General features: G+C 71.2%; 16 protein-coding genes. 11 read left to right on the forward strand and 5 right to left on the reverse strand.

Going from position 1 to position 22,711, the window contains the following annotated elements; translation table 11 throughout:
* Position 1: 1 nt before the first annotated feature.
* Positions 2–1,081, reverse strand: a complete 1,080-nt coding sequence (locus ACSJDX_RS11275; RefSeq protein ID WP_438352770.1) for an AI-2E family transporter — start codon at positions 1,079–1,081, stop codon at positions 2–4.
* A gap of 178 nt (positions 1,082–1,259) precedes the next feature.
* On the opposite strand from ACSJDX_RS11275, the gene ACSJDX_RS11280 reads away from it, so the two are divergent.
* Together ACSJDX_RS11280 and ACSJDX_RS11285 are read left to right on the forward strand one after the other, a co-directional pair.
* Positions 1,260–3,116 carry a glycosyl transferase gene (locus tag ACSJDX_RS11280; protein ID WP_438352771.1) on the forward strand — a complete coding sequence of 619 codons (1,857 nt, stop codon included), beginning with the start codon at positions 1,260–1,262 and terminating at the stop codon, positions 3,114–3,116.
* Positions 3,113–4,084, forward strand: coding sequence for a tetratricopeptide repeat protein (locus ACSJDX_RS11285; protein WP_438352772.1), 972 nt, complete (start codon positions 3,113–3,115; stop codon positions 4,082–4,084). The genes ACSJDX_RS11280 and ACSJDX_RS11285 overlap by 4 nt, the downstream gene beginning before the upstream one ends.
* Positions 4,085–4,139: 55 nt before the next feature.
* On the opposite strand, the gene glgB is transcribed toward ACSJDX_RS11285, so the two are convergent.
* The 3 genes from glgB to glgX all read right to left on the reverse strand — a co-directional run bounded on the left by glgB (position 4,140) and on the right by glgX (position 10,562).
* Positions 4,140–6,320: a 1,4-alpha-glucan branching protein GlgB gene (gene glgB, locus ACSJDX_RS11290; protein WP_438352773.1), complete on the reverse strand. Its 2,181-nt coding sequence runs from the start codon at positions 6,318–6,320 to the stop codon at positions 4,140–4,142.
* A complete protein-coding gene (locus ACSJDX_RS11295; RefSeq protein WP_438352774.1) occupies positions 6,317–8,401 on the reverse strand; it encodes a maltotransferase domain-containing protein in 2,085 nt (694 codons plus the stop codon). The genes glgB and ACSJDX_RS11295 overlap by 4 nt, the downstream gene beginning before the upstream one ends.
* 73 nt (positions 8,402–8,474) lie before the next feature.
* Positions 8,475–10,562, reverse strand: coding sequence for a glycogen debranching protein GlgX (glgX, locus tag ACSJDX_RS11300; protein ID WP_438352775.1), 2,088 nt, complete (start codon positions 10,560–10,562; stop codon positions 8,475–8,477).
* Between the two features lie 57 nt (positions 10,563–10,619).
* Here glgX and ACSJDX_RS11305 point away from each other — a divergent pair, with 57 nt between their 5' ends.
* The 3 genes from ACSJDX_RS11305 to ligA are packed head-to-tail and all read left to right on the forward strand — an operon-like array spanning position 10,620 to position 15,369.
* On the forward strand, positions 10,620–11,816 hold the full coding sequence (locus ACSJDX_RS11305) for a cysteine desulfurase family protein (RefSeq protein WP_438352776.1): 1,197 nt from the start codon (positions 10,620–10,622) through the stop codon (positions 11,814–11,816).
* A 9-nt stretch (positions 11,817–11,825) separates the two neighbouring features.
* Positions 11,826–12,929, forward strand: a complete 1,104-nt coding sequence (mnmA, locus tag ACSJDX_RS11310) for a tRNA 2-thiouridine(34) synthase MnmA (RefSeq protein ID WP_438352777.1) — start codon at positions 11,826–11,828, stop codon at positions 12,927–12,929.
* A gap of 31 nt (positions 12,930–12,960) precedes the next feature.
* Entirely contained in the window at positions 12,961–15,369 is a 2,409-nt protein-coding gene (ligA, locus tag ACSJDX_RS11315; RefSeq protein ID WP_438352778.1) for an NAD-dependent DNA ligase LigA, read from the forward strand.
* A gap of 14 nt (positions 15,370–15,383) precedes the next feature.
* On the opposite strand, the gene ACSJDX_RS11320 is transcribed toward ligA, so the two are convergent.
* Entirely contained in the window at positions 15,384–17,084 is a 1,701-nt protein-coding gene (locus ACSJDX_RS11320) for a long-chain-fatty-acid--CoA ligase (protein WP_438352779.1), read from the reverse strand.
* A gap of 51 nt (positions 17,085–17,135) precedes the next feature.
* Here ACSJDX_RS11320 and gatC point away from each other — a divergent pair, with 51 nt between their 5' ends.
* From gatC to ACSJDX_RS11350, 6 genes are read left to right on the forward strand one after another with little or no spacing between them, the layout of a single operon-like run.
* The gene (gene gatC, locus ACSJDX_RS11325) at positions 17,136–17,435 is read left to right on the forward strand and encodes an Asp-tRNA(Asn)/Glu-tRNA(Gln) amidotransferase subunit GatC (RefSeq protein WP_438352780.1); all 300 of its coding nucleotides are present in this window, start codon (positions 17,136–17,138) and stop codon (positions 17,433–17,435) included.
* Between the two features lie 5 nt (positions 17,436–17,440).
* A complete protein-coding gene (gene gatA, locus ACSJDX_RS11330; RefSeq protein ID WP_438354976.1) occupies positions 17,441–18,967 on the forward strand; it encodes an Asp-tRNA(Asn)/Glu-tRNA(Gln) amidotransferase subunit GatA in 1,527 nt (508 codons plus the stop codon).
* Positions 18,967–20,466 (forward strand): Asp-tRNA(Asn)/Glu-tRNA(Gln) amidotransferase subunit GatB, encoded by a 1,500-nt coding sequence (gene gatB, locus ACSJDX_RS11335; RefSeq protein ID WP_438352781.1) that lies wholly within the window; start codon positions 18,967–18,969, stop codon positions 20,464–20,466. Before gatA ends, gatB begins: the two co-directional genes overlap by 1 nt.
* Positions 20,467–20,518: 52 nt before the next feature.
* Positions 20,519–21,778, forward strand: coding sequence for a DNA polymerase IV (dinB, locus tag ACSJDX_RS11340; protein WP_438352782.1), 1,260 nt, complete (start codon positions 20,519–20,521; stop codon positions 21,776–21,778).
* Between the two features lie 44 nt (positions 21,779–21,822).
* Positions 21,823–22,143: a hypothetical protein gene (locus ACSJDX_RS11345; protein WP_438352783.1), complete on the forward strand. Its 321-nt coding sequence runs from the start codon at positions 21,823–21,825 to the stop codon at positions 22,141–22,143.
* On the forward strand, positions 22,118–22,711 hold the full coding sequence (locus ACSJDX_RS11350; protein ID WP_438352784.1) for a hypothetical protein: 594 nt from the start codon (positions 22,118–22,120) through the stop codon (positions 22,709–22,711). The genes ACSJDX_RS11345 and ACSJDX_RS11350 overlap by 26 nt, the downstream gene beginning before the upstream one ends.

Consider the following 22,711-nt stretch of genomic DNA (forward strand, 5'->3'; position numbering starts at 1 on the left):
GCTACCGCTCGTTCTGGCGGGGGATGATCACCTGGCGGTAGATGATCAGCACGCTCGCCGCGACGGGGATGGCGACCAGTGCGCCGAGCAGCTGTCCCAGCGCGCCGCCGGCGAGCGCCGCGATCACGACGACGGCCCCGGGGACGGACACGGCGCGGTTCATGATGCGCGGGGAGATCACGTACGCCTCGATCTGCATGTAGACGAGGTAGTAGATCCCGGCGATCCACCAGGCGTTCGGATTGGCCGCCAGACCCGGGATGAGACTCGTGAGCACGATGATCGCCGAGCCGGTGAGCGTGCCCACGAGGGGGATCAGGGAGAAGAAGAAGGCGATGACGGCGAGCACGGCGGGGAAGGGGGCGCCGATGACCGTCAGGAAGATCCCGCTCAGCACTCCGTTGATCACGCCCAGGCTCGCCTGTCCCATGACGTAGTAGCCGACCGAGTCGGTGATCTGCTCGGCGAGGTCGATGAAGCGCGGGCGCTTGGATGCCGGCACCAGCTGATAGACGGCCGACTTGAGCGAGGGGGTCGATGCCGTGAAGTAGATCGTGAGGATCAGCACGATGAACGCGCCGCCCACGCCGGTCACGATCGATCCTCCGAACCCGAGGAGTCCCTGCCCGATCGCACCGGAGATTCCGCCGACGTCGAGCGTCTTGACCCAGTCGGTCACGTAGCCGGCCACGATGTCGAAGTTGATGCCGGGGAACGTGGTCTGCGCCCACCCCTGGATCGCCCGGACGAAGTCCTCCCACGACGCGTAGCTCTGCGCGACCGCCTCGATCTGCGTGACCAGCTGGGCGATCTGACTGACGATGATGGGCACGACCATCAGCACGATGCCGGCGAACACCGCCAGCACCGCGAGGATCGTGATGAGCACCGCGGCCCAGCGGGGGAGTCTGCGACGCTCGAGCCAGGAGATGACCGGATCGAGGCCGAGTGACAGGAACAGCGCCGTGCCGACGTACAGGAGGATCGTCGAGAGCGTCTGCACGCTGTTGATGAGCAGGATGCCGACGCCGACGCCGAGTGTCGCGACGAGCGCGACACGGAACGGATTCTGGAACTTCACGAAGACTCCTGCCTGACCGGATACCGCAGCCCGGAGGCCGCTCCGTCAGGATACGCACCCGGCCGGTCACGACACGGCATTGCACCCTCCCTGGGGACTTTCAGGTCATCTTCGCTAGTCTGAAACGTCGACAAGACGGTCTGCGCGCTGCGCGGCAGACCCTGGGAAGGTGTGATTCGTGCGATTCGTGTGGGCCGTCGCTGCCTTCGTGCTCGCCGCTCTGATGATCGGCGCGGGCATCGCACAGCGCACGGTCTTCCAGGGGCCGAAGACCGAGACCGCCGCGGTCGCCGTCGACGAGGGCGCTGCGTTCGTGCTCATCGACGGTGCCGTGCTCAACAAGCTGCCCGGTGCGCAATCGCTGCGTGTGCAGGGGACCGGATCGGTGTTCGCCTCCTACGGTCGCACTGCTGATCTGAAAGCCTGGCTGGCCGGCTCGGAGTACGACGCCGTGTCGCTCGGCTCCGATGGAGCGCTCGTCACGACAGCCGTCTCCGCGTCGGACGGAGCCACTGCCGCGCCGGGCGCGACCCCCGCTCCGACCCCCACCGCGACGGCGACGCCCGCCGCGAGCGCACCCGCCGCCGGCTCCACGACGACCGTGTCGCGCAATCCGGTGGGCTCAGACCTGTGGCTCGACGAGTTCCAGCAGGACGGCGAACTCGTCGCCCCGCTCCAGCTGCCGGTGGGCATGAGCGTGCTCGTCGCCTCCGACGGCACCGCACCGGCACCGACCGACGTGTCGGTCTCCTGGCCCATCGGCAACGCCACGCCGTGGGCGGGCCCGCTCATCGTGGGCGGCGGCGTGCTCATGGCCGCCGGCGTGCTGCTGTACATCCTCGGCATCCGGCACGTGCGCCGCTCGCGCGGTCCGCGTCGCAAGGGCCTTCCGCTGCCCGTCACCGAGCCGATCGATCTCGCGGTGGAGGGGGAGGCCAAGGGCGTGATCAGCGCCGGCCCGACGCGCCGTTCCCTGTCGGGCGGCCGCCGCGCCCTCGTCGCCGTTCCGATGATCGCCGTGGCGGGGCTCGTCCTGGCGGGGTGCTCGGCGGATGCGTGGCCGAACCTCGCCGGCAGTCCCACCCCCTCTCCGTCCGCCTCGGTGATCGTGCCCGACGGACAGCAGTCGCCGGCGGTCTCGAGGACCCAGGCGCAGCGCATCCTGACGCGGATCGCCGACACCGTCGCGCAGGCCGATCAGGCACACGATCAGGCTCTCGCCTCGACCCGCCTCGACGGCGCCATGCTGGCCGCCCGCACGACGGCGTACAAGCTGGCCGCTGCGGCGGTCGAGGGCGCGAAGATGCCGGCTGCGATCGCGTCGCAGCCGCTGCAGATCGTGCTCCCGCAGGCCTTCGACGCGTGGCCGCGATCCGTGCTCGTCGTCGTCGACGGCGGCAGCGGCGCCGTGCCGATCATGACCATGTCGCAGAAGGACCCCTGGTCCGCCTACAAGCTCTCGTACTCCGCCGACCTCGAGGCCTCGGCGAAGCTCCCCGACGTCGCCGCGGAGTACGTCGGTGCCACGCAGGTTCCTCCCGAGTCGGACTTCCTGCGCCTCAAGCCCGTCGACGTCGCGACCGCGTACGCCGACATCATCACGAACGGCACGGCGAGCAAGTACTACGGCGAGTTCGACATGGAGAGCGACGCCTACTTCCCCAGCGTGGTCGCCGATCGGCAGAAGCGCCTGGACGAGTTCAACCAGACGGCCGCGACCACCGGCAGCATGACCTTCTCCGCCGCCGCCGGGGCGACCGCTCCGGTCGCGCTCGCCACGCTCGAGAGCGGCGCGATCGTCGCGGTGAACGTCAGCGAGCTCGAGACCATCAAGCCGACGACCGCCGACGCCGTCATCAAGCTGGGCGGCAACCTCGTCGTGCGCGCGCTGGTGGGTGCCGATGAATCGGCGACGGGTGTCACCACCACCTACGGCGACCAGCTGTTCTTCTACGTTCCCGGTCAGAGCTCCAGCGAGAAGATCCGGCTCCTGGGCACCTCCTCCAGCATCCTCGACTCGAAAGTGAATCCGTGACCGATCCCACCCCCGGTGCCGTGCTGCGCGGCGCCGTCGATCTGTCCTCGCTCCGCAACCGTCCGCAGCCGCCCGCCGTCGGCGCCTCCGGGCAGGACGGCGTCCCCGCGGCCGACGGGGCGGGGGCGGCATCCGTCCCCTCGCTCGTGATCGACGTCACCGACGCGTCGTTCCCCCAGGTGCTCGAACTCTCACGCACCGTGCCGGTGGTCGTGGACCTGTGGGCGGAGTGGTGCGGGCCCTGCAAGCAGCTCAGCCCGATCCTCGAGAAGGTCGTGACCGAGCTCGGCGGCCGCGTCGTCCTGGCGAAGGTCGACGTCGATGCGAATCCCCAGCTGGCGCAGGCGTTCCGGGCCCAGTCGATCCCGATGGTGGTCGCGCTCGTCGCCGGCCAGCCCGTACCCATGTTCACCGGGGCGGTGCCCGAGCAGCAGGTGCGGGATGTCTTCGCCCAGCTGCTGCAGCTGGCCGCTCAGAACGGGGTGACCGGCACGGTCGACGCAGGGTCGGAGGAGAGCGCGGATGCCTCGGACGAGGCTCCCGCCGAACCGGCCCTTCCCCCGCTGCACGCCGAGGCGTTCGACGCCATCGAGTCGGGCGACTACGCCCGGGCGATCACGGCGTACGAGAAGGCCCTCGCCGAGAACCCGCGCGATGCCGACGCCCGCGCCGGGCTCGGGCAGGTGCGTCTGCTCGACCGGGTGCAGGGCCTCGACCTCCAGGCCGTCCGCGACGCGGCCGCTGCGGCGCCGCGAGACCGGGAGGCGCAGTTCGCCGCCGCCGACCTCGACCTGTCGGGCGGTCACGTCGACGACGCGTTCAGTCGCCTGCTCGACCTGTTCTCGATCACACCCGCCGACGAGCGCAGACCGGTGCGCGAGCGACTGCTCGAGCTCTTCGGCCTCGTCGGCGATGCCGACCCGCGGGTGCTGACCGCGCGCGGCAGACTGGCCTCGCTGCTCTTCTGACCGGCGACGACGCGCACGGCGCGTTGCGCCGTGCGCCCCCGCCGCGCCGCTTCCGTCAGCCTCGCGTGGGGGACGGCAGGTGCGGTGCCGAACGGTGCTGCAGCCACAGAACGCCCAGCGGCGGCAGGATCATGCTCGCCCGCGTCGTTCCGTCGTGCGTGTGGACGACGCCGAGGTTCCCGACGCCGGATCCGCCGTACTCGCCGGCATCGGAGTTGAGGATCTCCGCCCAGGCGCCCTCCTCCGGCAGGTCGAGCTCGTAGCCGTGGATCGGCACGCCGGAGAAGTTGCACACCACGACGACCGTGTTGCCGTGCCAGTCCCGCCGTGAGAACGCGATGACGTTCGGGTTCCACGTGGGCCCGCCCAGACGCGAGAACGCCGCCCCGTCGCTGTCGCGCGACCACAGGGCCGACTGCGCGCGGTAGGTGCGGTTGAGCACCCCGACGAAGGACTGCAGCTGCGCGTGCGCCGGCTGGTCGAGCATCCACCAGTCCAGCCCGCGACCCTCGGACCACTCGGACATCTGGCCGAACTCCTGGCCCATGAACAGGAGCTGCTTGCCCGGGTGTCCCCACATGTACGCGAGGAACGCGCGCATGTTCGCGAGCTTCTGCCAGTGGTCTCCGGGCATGCGCGAGAACAGGCTGCCCTTGCCGTGGACGACCTCGTCGTGGCTGATCGGCAGGATGTAGTTCTCGCTGAACGCGTACACGAACGAGAACGAGAGCTCGCCCTCGTGGTGGGAGCGATACATCGGGTCGCGGCCGATGTACTGGAGCGAGTCGTTCATCCAGCCCATGTTCCACTTGAACCCGAAGCCGAGTCCGGCGTGATCGGTGGGCGCGGTGACACCGGGGAAGCTGGTGGATTCCTCGGCGACGATGGAGATGCCCGGGTAGCGCTTGTAGGCGGTGGCGTTCACCTCCTGGAGGAAGCGGATCGCCTCGAGGTTCTCGCGCCCGCCGTACTGGTTCGGCGCCCATTGGCCCTCTTCGCGGGAGTAGTCGAGGTAGAGCATCGACGCGACGGCGTCGACCCGGAGACCGTCGACGTGGAACTCCTCGAACCAGTACAGCGCGTTCGCGACGAGGAAGTTGCGGACCTCGTTGCGGCCGTAGTCGAAGATCAGCGTGCCCCAGTCCTTGTGCTCGCCGCGGCGCGGATCGGGGTGCTCGTACAGCGGTTCGCCGTCGAACCGGGCCAGGGCGAAGGAGTCCTTGGGGAAGTGCCCGGGAACCCAGTCCATGATCACACCGATGCCCGCCTGGTGCAGACGGTCGATCAGGTAGCGCAGGTCGTCGGGGTGGCCGAACCGGCTGGTCGGCGCGTAGTAGCCGGTCACCTGGTAGCCCCAGGAGCCGCCGAACGGATGCTCTGCCAGCGGCAGGAACTCCACGTGGGTGAACCCCTGCGCCGTGACGTAGTCGATGATCTCGTCGGCGCCCTCGCGGTAGGTGAGACCCGGCCGCCACGATCCGAAATGCAGTTCGTACACCGACATGGGCTGGTCGAGCGGAGTGGTGCGCGCGCGGGCGCGCATCCACTCCGTGTCGGCCCACGTGTAGTCGGAGTCCACGACGACCGACGCCGTCGCCGGCGGCACCTCGGCGAAGCGCGCCATGGGGTCGGCCTTGACGATCCAGTCGCCGCGGCGGGTGAGCAGCTCGTACTTGTAGGTCGTGCCGACGCCGATGCCGGGGACGAACAGCTCCCACACGCCGGTGCCGCCCATCGAGCGCATCGAGTGGCCGGTGCCGTCCCATCCGTTGAAGTCCCCGACGACGCGCACGGCGCGCGCATCGGGGGCCCACACCGTGAACGCGGTGCCCGCCGACCCGTCCTGCGTGCGCACGTGCGCGCCCAGCACGTTCCATAGCTCCTCGTGCCGCCCCTCGCCGATGAGGTGCAGGTCGAGCTCGCCGATCGACGGCGTGTGCCGGTACGGGTCGTCGGCGGTGAAGTCGGGGCCGTCCGGGTAGGTGGTGACGACCTCGTAGCGCGCGTTCGCGCCGGAGCGCGTGCCCTCCCAGATCCCGCCCTGCACGTGCTCGAGAGCGACGCGTCCGCCGTCGGTGAAGACCGCGGTGACCGTGTCGGCGAGCGGGCGTCGCACCCGCACCGTCCAGGAGGCGGTGCCGGAGGCATCCGCTTCCGGATGGATGCCCAGCACCGCGTGCGGGTCGTGGTGGGAGCCGGATGCCACGGCGTCCAGGAGGTGCGGATCGATGCTCATGAGGGCTCCTTCACGTGCAGGATGTGGACGGGCTCGGTGAACGCGTCCAGCCGCACGAAGTTGTGGTCGCTCCACGTCCAGTGCGCCCCGGTGACGAGATCCTCGACGAGGTACGGCTCTCCCGGCGCGACCCCCCATACGCGGGTGTCGAGGTGGACGGTCGTCTCGCGCACCGAGTGCGGGTCGACGTTGGCGACGATGATGAGGGTGTCGGCGCGTCCGTCGGGGGACAGCGCCGCGTCGAGGTGCTTCACGAACACGAGGATCGCGTCGTCGTCGCTCCAGTGCACCGTGAGGTTGCGCAGCTGCCGCAGTGCCGGATGCGCACGACGGATCTCGTTGAGCCGCCGCAGGTAGGGGGCGAGGGAGTCGCCGCGCTCCTCGGCACCCTCCCAGTCGCGGAACTTGTACTCGTACTTCTCGTTGTCGATGTTCTCCTCGGAGCCCGGCCGTGCGACGTTCTCGTAGAGCTCGTACCCTGCGTACACCCCGTAGGTCGGCGCTCCGGTCGCCGCGATCGCGGCGCGGATCTTGTAGGCGGGGCGCCCGCCGAACTGCAGGTACTCGGTGAGGATGTCGGGGGTGTTGACGAACAGGTTCGGCCGCAGGAAGTCCGCGGTCTCGGTGGCCAGGCCGCTGAGGAACTCCGCCAGCTGCTCCTTCGTGTTCCGCCACGTGAAGTACGTGTAGCTCTGCTGGTACCCCGCCATCGCGAGACCCTGCAGGGGTGCCGGCCGGGTGAACGCCTCCGCGAGGAACACCACGTCGGGATCCTGCGCGCTGATCGTCGCGATCAGCCACTCCCAGAACTGCAGCGGCTTCGTGTGCGGGTTGTCGACGCGGAAGATGCGCACGCCCTGCGCGATCCAGTGGCGCACCACGCGCAGCACCTCGGCGCGGATGCCCACCGGGTCGTTGTCGAAGTTGATCGGATAGATGTCCTGATACTTCTTCGGCGGGTTCTCGGCGTACGCGATCGTGCCGTCGGGGAGGGTCGTGAACCATTCCGGGTGCTCGGTGACCCAGGGGTGATCGGGCGCGGCCTGCAGCGCGAGGTCGAGGGCGACCTCGATGCCCTCGGCACGTGCGGCCCGCACGAAGGAGCGGAAATCGGCGAGCGTGCCCAGGTCGGGGTGCACGGTGTCGTGTCCGCCCTCGGCAGCGCCGATCGCCCACGGCGATCCCGGGTCGCCCGGGCCCGCGTCGAGGGTGTTGTTCGGGCCCTTGCGGTTGCGTCGCCCGATCGGGTGGATCGGCGGCAGGTAGAGCACGTCGAAGCCCATCCCCGCGACACCGGGAAGGCGCTTGGCGGCACTGCGGAACGTGCCGCTCTTGACGGTGCCGTCCTTGCGCACCTTCGCACCCTCGGAGCGCGGGAAGAACTCGTACCACGCGCCGACCCCGGCGCGCTCGCGCTCGACCAGGAGCTCGTACGCGGCGCCCACCGTGCCCAGCGAGGCGACGGGACGTGCGGCGAAGAAGGACGCGATGGCGGGGTCGCGGACGATCCGCAGAGCCGCCTCGTCGTCGACGCCCGCGTCGCGGAGCGATACGGCGGCGGCCTTCAGCGCGCGACGCTCGGCGAGGGGTCGCGTCTTGTCCGACTGAGCGCCGTCGAACAGGCGCGCGCCGATCTCGCGCATCAGCGCGGCATCCACGCCCGCGGCGATCTTCACCTCGGCGGCGTGCTCCCATGTCGCGAAGTCATCGGCGAACGTCTCGAAGCGGAACGACCACACGCCCTGCTCCAGAGGGGCCACGACGGTCGCCCAGCGATCGAACCCGTCGCCCAGTGCCGAGAGCCGGTGCAGAGACTCCTCACCGCTCGGGGAGGTCAACCGAACGTGCACCCCGATGCGATCATGCCCTTCGCGGAACGCGGTGATCCGGAAGGGGACCAGCTCGCCGACGTACGCGGAGGGCCGGAACAGCCCGCCGGGCACCGACGGGAACGGCAGCGCGGTGGGGATGCGCCCGGTCGTCGTGGACGGATCGGTGCGGGTGTCCGTCGCCGGTCTCACCGGGATCGAGGAACCGCTGCGCCAGGAGGTTGCCGGGGTCGTGCTCGTCGTCGTGACCACGTCTCGAACCTACCGCGCCGGGTGCCGACCGGCACAGAGCGGGCGGGGGTCTTGGATGCGGGCCGGAGCCGTGCTAGGCGACGACGAACAGGTGCATCGACGTGCCCGCCACGGCCACGACGTCACCGGGAGCGTAGACGGAGCGGTCGTCCTCGGGTGTCTCCTCCGCGCTGCACCACACGGACGCGTACCGCTCGACCCCGTCGATCTCGGGCAGTGTCACCTCGGTGGGCTGCTCGGTGCCGTGGACGATGAGCAGGATGCGATTGGGCGCGCCCTCGGCGAGTGTGGAGGCCGCGACGTACTGCAGCGTGCGGTGCGCGGGGCTGGTCCACGCCTCGCCCGCCATGGTCTGCCCGCTCGCGTCGTACCATTCCATCTCCGAGGCGCCCACGATCCGCTCCCCGGCGGAGGCGAAGCGCTGCGGGCGCAAGGCGGGGTTCTCGCGCCGCAGCCGGGTGAGGGTGCGCACGTGCGCGGCGAGCTCCTCCTGCCACGGCGCGTGGTCCCAGGTCAGCCACGTGAGCGCCGAATCGTGGCAGTAGGCGTTGTTGTTGCCGCGCTGCGAGCGGGCGAACTCGTCGCCGGCGGTGATCATCGGGACGCCGGAGGACAGCAGCAGGGTGCCGAGGAGATTGCGCATCGCCTTGCGACGTGTCGCGAGGATCGCCGGATCGTTCGTCGGGCCCTCGCCGCCGTGGTTGAACGAGCGGTTCGTGTCGGCGCCGTCGCGGTTGTGCTCGCCGTTGCCGATGTTGTGCTTGACGTCGTAGCTGACCAGGTCGCGCAGCGTGAATCCGTCGTGCGCGGTGACGAAGTTGACGCTGGCGAGCGGACCGCGCTCGGCGCTGAAGGTGTTCGACGACCCGGCCAGGCGCGTCGCGAAGCCGCCGATGCCCACGGGAGGGCCGGACGCCCGACGGGCGTAGTCGATGTCGCTCAGCCAGAAGTTGCGCACCCGGTCGCGGTAGCGGTCGTTCCACTCGCTCCAGCCGTCGCCGAAGTTGCCGGTCTGCCAGCCGCCCATCCCCACATCCCACGGCTCGGCGATCTTCTTCACCCCGGCCAGAGCGGGGTCGTCGAGGATCGTCCGCAGCAGCGGATGCTCCGGCGTGAACGTGTGCGAGGCGTCGCGGCCCAGCGTCACGGCCAGGTCGAAGCGGAAACCGTCGATCTGCACCTCGTTCGCCCAGTACCGCAGCGAGTCGAGCACCAGGCGGGCGGAGGCATCCGTCGACGTGTTCAGCGAGTTGCCGCAGCCCGTCACGTCGATGTACGCGCCGTCGTCCTGCTGGCGGTAGTACGAGCGGTTGTCGATGCCGCGCAGGCTCGTACGCGGACCGCCGATCGACTCTTCTGCGGTGTGGTTGTAGACGACGTCCATGAGGACCTCAAGCCCCGCCTCGTGCAGGAGCTTCACCATCCCCTTGACCTCGCGCAGCACCGCCTCGGGGCCTTCACGACGGTTGGCCTCGGTGGCGTACGGGGCGTGCGGGGTGAAGAAGTTCAGCGTGTTGTAGCCCCAGTAGTTGGTGAGGCCGAGCTGCAGCAGCCGTGGTTCGGAGGCGAACGCGTGGATCGGCAGCAGCTGCACCGCCGTCACGCCGAGCGAGAGCAGATGCTCGATCATCGCCGGGTGGGCGAGCCCCGCGTACGTGCCGTGCAGGGCCGGGGGGACGAGCGGATGCCTCTTGGTCAGGCCCTTCACATGCCCTTCGTAGATCACGGTGCGATCCATCGGGATGTCGGGCTTGCGGACGCCGCCCCAGTCGAATCCGCCGTCCACGACGACCGAGCGCCAGTCGTCGAACCCGCCCTTGACGAGTCCGCGCGAGTACGGCTCGACCAGCAGGGAGCGGTCGTTGAACATGTTGCCCGGCGCGTGCGGACCACCGACCCGGATCGCGTAGCGGGCGCCGGGGCGCAGCTGCGGGGTGGAGACCTCCCACACGCCGTCTCCCGTCGGAGCCAGAGCGAGCTCGTCGATCGCCCAATCGAGGTCGGTGCCGTCGAACAGGACGAGCTCGACGGAGTCGGCGTGCTCCGACCACACGCGCAGGGTGCCGACGCCGTCGCGCAGCGTCACGCCGAGATCGTCGAGTCCCGCCCGCAGCAGGTCGGGGCGTGCGGCGACGGCGAGATCGGAGTCCGGGCTGACCATGCGTCCTACAGTAGTAACGGCCGGAGACCGGAAGGCCACGAACGGGGGAGGCGGGGCATGCGCGCCTATCTCGACCACGCCGCCACCACGCCGCTGCGAGCCGAATCGCGGGAGGCCTGGCTGGTCGCGAGCGACCTCGTGGGCAACGCCTCGTCGATCCACGGGGGCGGACAGTCCGCCCGCCGCCTGCTCGAGGAGTCGCGCGAGCGCGTCGCCGCGGTGCTCGGATGCGAGCCGATCGAGGTCGTGTTCACCTCGGGCGGGACCGAGGCGGTCAACCTCGCGCTCAAGGGGCTCTGGTGGGCGCGGACGCCCGGGCGCACCGCGGTGGTGCTGCCGGACGCCGAGCACCACGCCACCCTCGACACCGTCGGCTGGCTGCACGAGCACGAGGGCGCCGACGTCGTGCAGGTCCCGGTCGACGCGGTGGGGCGCATCGACCCGGCGGTGTTCGGCGAGGCCTGCGCAGGCCCCGAGGCGGCTCTGGCGACGGGGCTGGTCGCCAACAACGAGGCCGGCACGATCAACGACGCCGGTGCTCTCTCCGCCGCGGCCGCGGCGGCCGGCGTCCCCTTCCACCTCGACGCGATCGCGGCGTTCGGTCACGTGCCGGTGCGGTTCCGGGTGTGGCGGGCGGATGCCTCGGGTCCTGCCGGCCTCGTGGCCCTCAGCGTGTCGGGGCACAAGATCGGCGCCCCCGTCGGGATCGGCGCCCTGGTGGTCGCGCGCAGCGCGGCGCCGGGGGCGCTGCTGCACGGCGGCGGTCAGCAGCGCGGGCTCCGGTCCGGCACGCAGGACGTCCCGGGGGCCGCCGCCTTCGCCGTGGCCGCCGAGCTCGCCGAGACCGAGCGCGAGGGGGAGGCGCAGCGACTGAGCGGGCTGCGCGATCGACTCGTGCGAGGCATCCGCTCGCTCGTCCCGGAGGCCGTGCTGCTGGGCGATCCGGTCGACCGGCTGCCCGGCAACGTGCACGTGCTGTTCCCCGGCGTCGGCGGCGACACCCTGCTGTTCCTGATGGACCAGGCGGGTGTCGCCGTATCGACGGGTTCGGCGTGCCAGGCCGGTGTCCCCGAGCCGTCGCACGTCGTGCGAGCGATGGGTTTCGACGACGCGGCGGCCCGCTCGGTGCTGCGGCTGAGCCTGGGGCGCACCTCCACCGACGCCGACGTCGAGCTCTTCCTCGCCGCACTGCCCGAGGCGCACCGCCGGGCGCGGGGTGCGGCATCCGGGTCCCGCTCAGCGGCTCGCTCGTAGACTGGGCGCATGCGGATCCTGGCGGCGATGAGCGGTGGCGTCGACTCCGCCGTGGCGGCGGCTCGCGCCGTCGACGCCGGACACGACGTGGTCGGCGTGCACCTCGCGCTGTCCCGCGCCGGAGGGACGCTGCGCACCGGGAGCCGCGGGTGCTGCACCATCGAGGACGCGATGGACGCCCGCCGCGCCGCCGACCTGCTCGGCATCCCGTTCTACGTGTGGGACTTCTCCGAGCGGTTCCGCGACGATGTGATCGACGACTTCGTCGCCGAGTACCGGGCCGGCCGCACGCCTAACCCCTGCATGCGCTGCAACGAGAGGATCAAGTTCGCCGCCCTCCTCGAGAGAGCGCTCGAGCTGGGCTTCGACGCGGTGTGCACCGGTCATTACGCCGCCCTCGTCGACACCGTCGAGGGTCTCGAGCTGCACCGCGCGTCGGACGCCGCGAAGGACCAGTCGTACGTGCTCGGCGTGCTCACGGCCGAGCAGCTGGCCCACACGTACTTCCCGCTGGGCTCGACGCCGTCGAAGGCCGTCGTGCGGGCCGAGGCCGCCGAGCGCGGACTCACCGTGGCGCAGAAGCCCGACAGCCACGACATCTGCTTCATCCCCGACGGCGACACCCGGGGCTGGCTCGCCGAGAAGGTCGGCACCGCGACCGGTGACATCGTCGACCGGACCGGCGCCGTCGTCGGCAGCCACGAGGGCGCGCACGCCTTCACCGTCGGTCAGCGCCGCGGCCTCGCCCTCGGCGTGCCCGCGCCCGACGGCAAGCCCCGCTTCGTGCTCGAGGTGCGACCGGTGTCGAACACGGTCGTCGTGGGCCCGAAGGAGGCCCTCGCGATCGCCGAGATCTCCGGCGCCCGGTGGTCGTGGGCGGGTCGCGCGCCGAGCGAGCGCCGATTCTCCTGCTCCGTGCAGATCCGCGCGCACGCCGACCCGGTACCGGCGGACGCCGACTGGGATCCGGATGCCGGAGCCCTGACGGTCACGCCGGACCTTCCGCTCGACGGCGTCGCCCCCGGACAGACGGCGGTGCTCTACGACGGCACCCGCGTGATCGGTCAGTTCACCATCGACCGCACGGTCTCGGCCGTGCCGGTGACCGTCTGACGCCGTCGGAGGCCCTCCCTAGACTGGCGTCGTGACGCACTCCGCACCGCCCGCAGACCTCTCACTCGACGATGCCCGCTCAGAGGCCGGCGGACTGGTCGATCGGATCACGGGGGCGCGTGACGCCTACTACGGCGCCGACGCGGAGCTGGTCGACGACGCGACGTACGACGGGTGGATGCGGCGGCTCGAAGAGCTCGAGCGGTGGTTCCCCGAACTGCAGGGGCAGGACTCGCCGACGCAGACCGTCGGGGCCGCGCAGGCGTCGATGTTCGCGCCCGTCACGCATGCCGAGCGCATGCTCAGCCTCGACAACGTCTTCTCGCCGGAGGAGCTGGCCGAGTGGTGCGCGAAGGCTCAGGCGGCGGCGGGGCGCGCCGTGCGATGGCTCACCGAGCTCAAGATCGACGGCCTCGCGATCAGCCTCCGCTACGAGCACGGCGTCCTCACCTCCGCCGCGACGCGCGGCGACGGGCGTGTGGGAGAAGACGTCACCGTCAACGCCGTGCGCGTGCACGGCATCCCCGACCGGCTGGCCGGGACGGGGCATCCGCCGCTCGTCGAGGTGCGCGGTGAGGTGTTCATCCCCGTCGCCGCCTTCGATGCGCTCAACGCCCTGCAGGCCGATATGCGCGAGCGCGCGGTCGACGAGAGCCGGGCGCGGTCCCGCGCCTTCGACGAGGCGAAGGCGCGGCTGAGCGCCGAACGGCGCTTCCCGTCGTTCGCCAACCCCCGCAACGCCGCGAGCGGCGGCCTGCGGCAGCAGCTCGACAAGAAGGACGGGCTCGAGCGCGAGGCCGGGCAGGCACGGCTCGACTCGCTGCGCCTCTTCGTGCACGGGATCGGCGCGTGGGAGAATCCGCCGGTGTCCTCGCAGAGCGAGGTCTACGCGCTGCTCGCCGAGTGGGGGCTTCCCACCAGCCCCTATTTCCGCACCTCCGACGACATCGACGGGGTGCTGGCGTTCGTGGCCCACTACGGCGAGCACCGCCACGACGTCGAGCACGAGATCGACGGCGTCGTGGTGAAGGTCGACGAGCTGGCCCTGCACGACGAGCTCGGCGCCACGAGTCGCGCACCGCGATGGGCGATCGCGTACAAGTACCCGCCCGAGCAGGTCAACACCAAGCTCCTCGACATCGTGGTCTCGGTGGGCCGCACCGGGCGGGCGACGCCGTTCGCCGTCATGGCGCCGGCGCGCGTGGCCGGCAGCGTGGTCCGGCAGGCGACGCTGCACAATCAAGACGTCGTGAAGGCCAAGGGCGTGCTGATCGGCGACACCGTCGTGCTGCGCAAGGCCGGCGACGTCATCCCCGAGGTGCTCGGCCCGGTGGTCGAGCTGCGTGACGGCACCGAGCGCGCCTTCGTCATGCCGGCGGACTGCCCGGAGTGCGGCTTCCCGCTGGCCCCCGCGAAAGAGGGAGACATCGACCTCAGGTGCCCGAACACCCGCTCGTGCCCCGCGCAGGTGCGCGGGCGCGTCGAGCACATCGGCTCCCGCGGTGCGCTCGACATCGAGGCGCTCGGCGAGGTGACGGCCGCGGCGCTCACCCAGCCGTCGGTGCCCGAGACACCCCCGCTGCAGACCGAGGCGGGACTGTTCGCGCTCGAGCTCGATCAGATCGTGCCCATCGAAGTCGTGGTGCGGGATGCCGAGACGGGCGAGCCGAAGATCGACGAGAAGACCGGGGAGCCGGTGCGCCGGGCCCCGTTCCAGCGGGTCGAGATCACCTATCCGCCCGGGTTCGAGGAGGCGACCGCGGCCGAGCGTCGTGCGGCGGGGGTGAAGAAGGACCACCGCCGGGTGCTGCCCTCGGCGCAGGCGGTCACCCTCATCGACGAGCTCGAGAAGGCCAAGACGAAAGACCTGTGGCGTCAGCTCGTCTCGCTCAACATCCGGCACGTCGGACCGGTCGCCGCTCGCGCCCTCGCTCAGCACTTCGGGTCGCTCGCCGCCATCGAGGCGGCCGAGGCCGACGAGCTCGCCGCGGTGGAAGGCGTCGGCGGGATCATCGCCGAGTCGCTCCGCGAGTGGTTGAACGTCCACTGGCATCGCGAGATCGTCGCCGCCTGGCGAGGCGCGGGCGTGTCGTTCGCGACCCCCGGGCACCCCGGGCCCGGAGCGGCCACAACCGCGGGCGGGGTGCTCGACGGCGTGACGGTGGTCGCGACCGGCTCCCTCGAGGGCTACTCGCGCGACGGCGCCCAGGAGGCGATCCTCGCGGCGGGCGGCAAGGCGGCTTCCAGCGTCTCGAAGAAGACCGACTTCGTCGCAGCCGGGCCCGGGGCGGGCTCCAAGCTCGCCAAGGCCGAGGAGCTGGGCGTGCGCATCATCGATGCCGCGCAGTTCCGTCTCCTCGTCACCGAGGGTCCGTCGGCGCTCGACGGCGGGGACACCCCGAAGACCGCCGACCGTGTGGACGCGAGCGACGCCGGGTGACGTGAGCGCGCCGGTCAGCCGCCCGTCGTGAGGGTGAGCAGCCGATCGCGCACCTGACGGCGCAGCACCTTGCCGATGAGAGACTTCGGCAGCTCGTCGACCACGAACACGCGTCGGGGAACCTTGTACGGCGTCAGGATGCCGCGGGCGAACTCCCGCACCGCCTCGACGTCGATCTCGGCGCCGGGCTCGACCACGATCGCGGCCGCGACCTCCTCGCCGCTGTGTTCGCTGGGCAGGCCGACGACCGCGGCATCCTGCACCTGCGGGTGCTGACGCAGCGCGTTCTCGACCTCGGTCGGGGCGACGTTGAAGCCGCCCGTGATGATCAGCTCCTTGATGCGGTCGACGATGCGCACGAATCCGGCCTCGTCGATCTGCACGATGTCGCCGGTGCGGAACCAGCCGTCGACGAACACGGCCTCCGTCTCCTCGGGCTTGCCGTAGTAGCCCGAGAACACCTGCGGACCGCGCACCAGCAGCTCGCCGCGCTCGCCTGCGGGCACGTCGCGGGAGGGTTCGTCGGGATCCACGACGCGGCACTCGGTGCCCGGAAGCGGCAGACCCACGGTGCCCGGCACGCGCCTCTCGGCGACGGGATTGGCCATCAGCACGGGGGAGCACTCGCTCAGCCCGTACCCCTCGACGAGGTAGCCTCCGGTCGCCTTCTCGAACGGCACCACGAGATCGTGCGGCAGCGCCATCGCGCCCGAGATCGCCACATCCGTGCCGGCGAGCGAGACCCCCTTCTCTTCCGCCGCGCGCAGCAGTCGCTCTGCGATCGGCGGCACGAGGGGGAGGAAGGTGGCCGGATGCTTCTTGGTCACCGTGAGCACCATGTCGGGGTCGAACCGGGGGAACAGCACCAGCCGAGCGCCCATCGACATTGCGAACGTCAGGCACAGGGTGAGCCCGTACGCGTGGAACATCGGCAGCACGGCGTAGACGACGCATCCGTCCCCCCGCACGATGGAGGGCACCCAGGCGCGCGCCTGCGCGGCGTTGGACAGCAGGTTGCGGTGGGTCAGCGCCGCCCCCTTGGGTGTGCCGGTGGTGCCGCTGGTGTACTGGATGATCGCGAGATCGTCGGTGGCCGGTCGCGGGTGCGTGGCGGGCAGCGGATCCGCGCGCACCAGCTGCTCCCACGGGACCGTGCCGGTGACCCGCTCGTGAAGTGCGCGCCGGGACTCGCGCGCCTTCGCGATCGGCAGGCGCAGGGCCAGGCGTGTGGCCAGCGGCATGGCCTGTGTGACGTCGACCGAGGCCAGGCGGGACACCGCCAGGTCGGCGGGGAAGTCCTGGATGGTCGAGACGACCTTGCTCCATGCGATCGCGACGGTGGCGCCGTGGTCCTCGAACTGCTTGCGCAGCTCGCGCGGGGTGTAGAGCGGGTTGTGCTCCACGACGACCGCACCCAGGCGCAGCACGGCGTAGAACGCGACGATGTGCTGCGGGCAGTTGGGCAGGATGATCGCGACCGGATCGCCCTTCCCGACCCCCAGCGCCTTCAGCCCCGCCGCGGCACGTGCGATCTGCGCATCGAGCTCTCGGTAGGTGGTCTCGCGTCCGAAGAACTGGAGCGCCGCGGCATCCGGATAGTCCCGTACCGACGCGTCGACGATGTCGACGAGCGACCCGGAGACGGGATCGAGGTCGTCGGGGACACCGGCGGCGTAGCTCCGGATCCACGGGCGAGGCGGGTCGTAGGTCGTCACGGCGCCAGCCTACGGCCGGGCCGCCGCGTTCATCCGAACTAGGATCGGAGGGTGTCTGAAATCACCCCCGATCTCGTGCGCCATCTCGGTGTGCTCGCCAGGATCCAGCTGAGCGACGAGGAGGTCGAGCGCCTCACCGGGCAGCTCGACGCGATCGTCGACAACATCGCGAAGGTGTCGGAGGTGGCCACGCCCGACGTGCCGGCCACGAGCCACCCGGTGCCGCTGGAGAACGTCTTCCGCGCCGATGAGGTGGGGGAGACCCTCACGCAGGAGCAGGCCCTGCAGAACGCTCCGGACGCCGCCGACGGCCGCTTCCGCGTGACGGCGATCCTGGGGGAGGAGCAGTGAGCGCCCTGAGCGACCTCATCCGCCTCTCCGCTGCGCAGCTCGCAGACAGGCTCGCCGCGGGCGAGGTGTCCAGTGTCGAGGCGACGCAGGCCCACCTCGACCGCATCGCCGCCGTCGACGGCGACGTGCACGCGTTCCTCCACGTGAGCGAACGGGCGCTGGATGCCGCCGCCGACGTCGATCGCCGCCGTGCCGCGGGCGAGCAGCTCGGCCCGGTGGCCGGTGTCCCGCTCGCCATCAAGGACGTGCTCGTCACCACCGACATGCCCTCCACGAGCGGGTCCCGCATCCTCGAGGGCTACATGTCGCCGTTCGACGCGACGGTGGTCGCCCGCTCCCGTGCCGCGGGACTCGTGCCGCTGGGCAAGACCAACATGGACGAGTTCGCGATGGGCTCCTCCACCGAGCACTCGGCCTACGGGCCGACCCGCAACCCCTGGGATCTCGACCGCATTCCGGGCGGCTCGGGGGGAGGATCGGCCGCGGCCGTCGCCGCCTTCGAGGCTCCGCTGGCCCTCGGATCCGACACGGGCGGCTCGATCCGCCAGCCCGCGCACGTCACCGGGACGGTCGGCATCAAGCCCACCTACGGCGGCGTCAGCCGCTACGGCGCCATCGCCCTCGCCTCGTCGCTCGACCAGGTCGGCCCGGTCGCCCGCACGGTGCTCGACGCGGGTCTGCTCCACGACGTCATCGGCGGCCACGATCACCGGGACTCGACCTCCCTCTCCGACGCCTGGCCCTCGTTCGCCGAGGCCGCCCGTGAGGGCGCCCGCGGCGAGGTGCTGAACGGGCTGAAGGTCGGCGTCATCCGCGAACTCCCCGACAGCGGGTTCCAAGCCGGCGTCTCGGCATCCTTCCGGGCGTCGCTGGCGGCGATGGAGGCCCAGGGCGCCGAGATCGTGGAGATCAGCGCCCCGCACTTCGAGTACGGGGTCGCGGCGTACTACCTGATCCTCCCCGCCGAGGCCTCGAGCAACCTGGCCAAGTTCGACTCCGTCCGGTTCGGGCTTCGTGCGAACGTGTCCGGCACGGTCGAGGACGTCATGGCCGCCACCCGCGACGCGGGTTTCGGCGACGAGGTCAAGCGTCGCATCATCCTCGGCACCTACGCGCTGTCGGCGGGCTACTACGACGCCTACTACGGGTCGGCGCAGAAGGTGCGCACCCTCATCCAGCGCGATTTCGACGCGGCGTTCGCCCAGGTCGACGTGATCGCGACGCCCTCCGCGCCGACGACCGCGTTCCGTCTCGGAGAGAAGCTCGACGATCCGCTGCAGATGTACCTCAACGACGTCACCACGATCCCCGCGAACCTCGCCGGCGTGCCGGGCATCTCGGTGCCGTCGGGGCTCGCATCCGAAGACGGTCTGCCCGTGGGCATCCAGTTCCTCGCACCGGTCCGCGGGGACGCGCGGCTGTATCGGGTGGGTGCGGCGCTGGAGGCGCTCCTGGTGGACGAATGGGGCGGACCGCTGCTCGACCGGGCGCCTGCACTGGTCGGAACCGGATCGACGGAGGGGAGCCGCTGATGGCCAAGGACAAGCTGCTCGACTTCGACGAGGCGCTCGAGCTGTTCGAGCCGGTCCTCGGCTTCGAGGTGCACGTCGAGCTCAACACGAAGACCAAGATGTTCTCGGCGGCGCCGAACTCGTTCGGTCGCGAGCCCAACACCGACCTGGCTCCGGTCGACCTGGGCCTTCCGGGCTCGCTCCCCGTCGTGAACGAGCAGGCCGTGCGCTACTCGATCTCGCTCGGGCTCGCGCTCGGGTGCTCGATCGCGCCGTCGAGCCGCTTCGCCCGGAAGAACTACTTCTACCCCGACATGGGCAAGAACTACCAGATCAGCCAGTACGACGAGCCGATCGCGTTCGAGGGCTCGGTGGATGTCGAGCTCGCCGACGGCACGATCGTGACGGTGCCGATCGAGCGCGCGCACATGGAGGAGGATGCCGGCAAGCTCACGCACGTGGGCGGCTCGACCGGACGCATCCAGGGCGCCGAGCACTCGCTCGTCGACTACAACCGTGCCGGCGTCCCCCTGGTCGAGATCGTCACGAAGGTGATCTACGGCGCCGAGCACCGCGCGCCCGAGATCGCCAAGGCCTACGTGCAGACGATCCGCGACATCGTCCTGTCGCTGGGGATCTCCGACGCGAAGATGGAGCGCGGCAACCTGCGCTGCGACGCCAACGTGTCCCTCCGCCCGCGGGGACAGGAGAAGCTGGGCACCCGCACCGAGACGAAGAACGTCAACTCGATGCGCTCGGTCGAGCGTGCCGTGCGGTACGAGATCCAGCGTCAGGCCGCGATCCTCGCCGCCGGCGGCACGATCACGCAGGAGACCCGCCACTGGCACGAGGACACCGGCACCACGTCGCCGGGTCGGCCGAAGTCCGACGCCGACGACTACCGCTACTTCCCCGAACCCGACCTGCTGCCCGTCGTCCCGGCTCCCGCGCTGATCGAGGAGCTGCGCGCCGCGCTGCCCGAGCCGCCCGCCGCACGCCGTCGGCGTCTCAAGGAGAGCTGGGGATTCACCGATCTGGAGTTCCAGGACGTCGCCAACGGCGGTCTCCTCGCCGAGGTCGAGGCGACCGTGGCGGCCGGATGCTCGCCGTCGGCGGCCCGCAAGTGGTGGACCGGTGAGCTCACCCGCCTGGCGAACGCAGCCGGTCGCGAGGCATCCGATCTCGTGGCCCCCTCCGACGTCGCGGCGCTGCAGGGTTTGGTCGACGCGGGCACCCTCACCGACAAGCTCGCCCGGCAGGTGCTCGAAGGCGTCGCGGCGGGCGAGGGCACCCCGCAGGAGGTCGTCGACGCCCGCGGGCTCGCGGTGGTCTCCGACGACGGCGCCCTCATCGCCGCGATCGACGAGGCGCTCGCCTCGCAGCCCGACGTCATGGAGAAGATCCGCGACGGCAAGGTGCAGGCCGCCGGTGCCGTCATCGGTGCGGTCATGAAGGCGATGAAGGGCCAGGCCGACGCCGCGCGCGTGCGCGAGCTGATCCTGGAGCGCGCCGCGCAGTAGCGTCCGCTCCCGTCATCCCACGGATGTCGGGGGTCCGGAGGATGATCGGAGCATGGGGCGCGGTGACGGATCGGGGCGGATGGTCTCCCCCGACGACGCCGACGACAGCGGCACCGGCATCCTCCACGTCGACATGGACGCGTTCTACGCGGCCGTCGAGGTGCTCTACGACCCGTCGCTGAAGGGCAAGGCGATCATCATCGGCGCGCCCGAGGGTCGATCCGTGGTCTCCAGCGCGTCGTACGAGGCCCGGCGGTTCGGGGTGCGCTCGGCCATGCCGGTCTCGCAGGCGCTGCGCCTGTGCCCGCACGCGACCATCGTGGCGCCGCACTTCTCCCGGTACACCGCCAAATCGGCCGAGGTGATGGCCATCTTCGAGACCTTCACCCCTCTGGTCGAGCCGCTGTCCATCGACGAGGCGTTCCTCGACGTCCGCGGCGCGCGGCGGCTGTGGGGGAGTCCCGGCGCGATCGCGCGCGAGGTGCGCCGTCGAGTGCTCGCCGAGACCGGGCTGGTGTGCAGCATCGGGGTGGCGGCCACCAAGCACGTCGCCAAGATGGCGTCCACGATCAGCAAGCCCGACGGACTGCTGATCGTCGCCGAGCGCGACACCCTCGACTTCCTGGGTCCCCGTCCGGTGCGCGCGATGTGGGGCGTCGGGCCGAAGGCCGCCGAGACCCTCGAGTCGCGCGGCATCCGCACGATCGCCGACATCCGCGACGCTCCGCGCGACGTCCTGACCCGTGCCCTGGGCGCGGCCGGCGGTGAGCGCGTCTGGCATCTCGCCCGGGGGCTCGATCCCCGCTCGGTCGAGCCCGACCGCGTCGAGAAGAGCATCGGCCACGAAGAGACGTTCCACGACGACATCGCCGACATCACGGTGCTCAGGGCCGAGCTGCGCCGTCTCTCCGATCGCGTCGGGGCCCGACTGCGCACGCACGGCTGGGAAGCCGCGACCATCTCGATCAAGATCCGGTTCTCGGACTTCACCACGCTCACCCGCGCGCAGACGCTCGAGTCGCCGACCGCGGTCGGTCAGCGGATCGGCGACGCGGCGCACGAGCTGCTCGAGGCCATCGACCGGCGACTGCCCGTGCGTCTGGTCGGCGTCCGCGCCGAGAAGCTCCAGCACGCCGGCGGCGCGGCGCTCGCCCTGTGGGACGACGACGAGGAGTGGAAGCGGGTGGAGGGCGCGATGGACGACGCGACTGCGCGGTTCGGGACGGCCGCGGTGACACGTGCCGCGTTCCTGGGCCGCGGCCGGGCGATCGACGCCCTCCCGTCCAACCCGCTGCCGAGGTCGCTGGAGTGACCGCGCCGCTGTGTTTCGCGTGCACCCCGCGCTAGCGTGGGGACATGCCCAACATCGCACTCGAACTCGGCAAGCAGTCCGCATCGTTCGGCGTCAAGAGCGCCTACGGCGAGCAGGAGGACGTCGACGGCGTGCGCCTCGTGCCCGTGGCCCTCACGTGGTCGGGTTTCGGCGGCGGTTCCGACGAGGCGGGCAACGGCGGCGGTGGCGGCGGCGGCTACGCGGTGCCGCTGGGCGCCTACATCCGCCGAGGCGACGACCTGCGGTTCGAGCCGAACGTGGTGGCGTTCCTCGCGGTGGCCATCCCGTTCGTGTGGGTCGCCGGCCGCGCGCTCAGCCGTGTCATCCGCGCCCTCAAGAAGTAGCCCCGACCCGGTCGCGGTCGCGCGGGCGACCGCGCTCTCGCGCATCGTCGACGCCGTGCGCGCGGTCGAGGCATCCAATCCCGTCGTCCTGATCGACGGACGCAGCGGAGCGGGCAAGAGCTCTCTCGCCCGTGATCTGGTGGCCCACTGGCCGCTGCGCGGACGCGTTCAGCTGGTGGGACTCGACTCGCTGTACCCCGGCTGGGACGGGCTCGCCGACGGCGTCGAACTCGCCCGTACGCAGATCCTCGTTCCGCACGCGCGGGGCATGGTCGGTGTCTGGCAGCGCTGGGACTGGGAGGGCGAGGCCCCGGCGGAGGCGCACGCCGTCGACCCGTCACTGCCGCTCATCGTCGAGGGCTCCGGCGTGCTCACCCCCGTCACGGCCAGGCTGGCCGACGTGCGCGTGTGGATGGAGTCTCCGGATGCCTCACGCCGGCGTCGCGCGCTGGAGCGGGACGGCGACACCTACCGCCCGCACTGGGAGCGCTGGGCGGAGCAGGAGGAGCGGCACCTCCTCCGCGACGAACCCGTCCGGCACGCGACCGTGCAGGTCACGATCCCGTGA

It is taken from the genome of Microbacterium fluminis (assembly GCF_051549805.1).
In the GTDB taxonomy this organism is placed as follows: Bacteria; Actinomycetota; Actinomycetes; order Actinomycetales; family Microbacteriaceae; genus Microbacterium.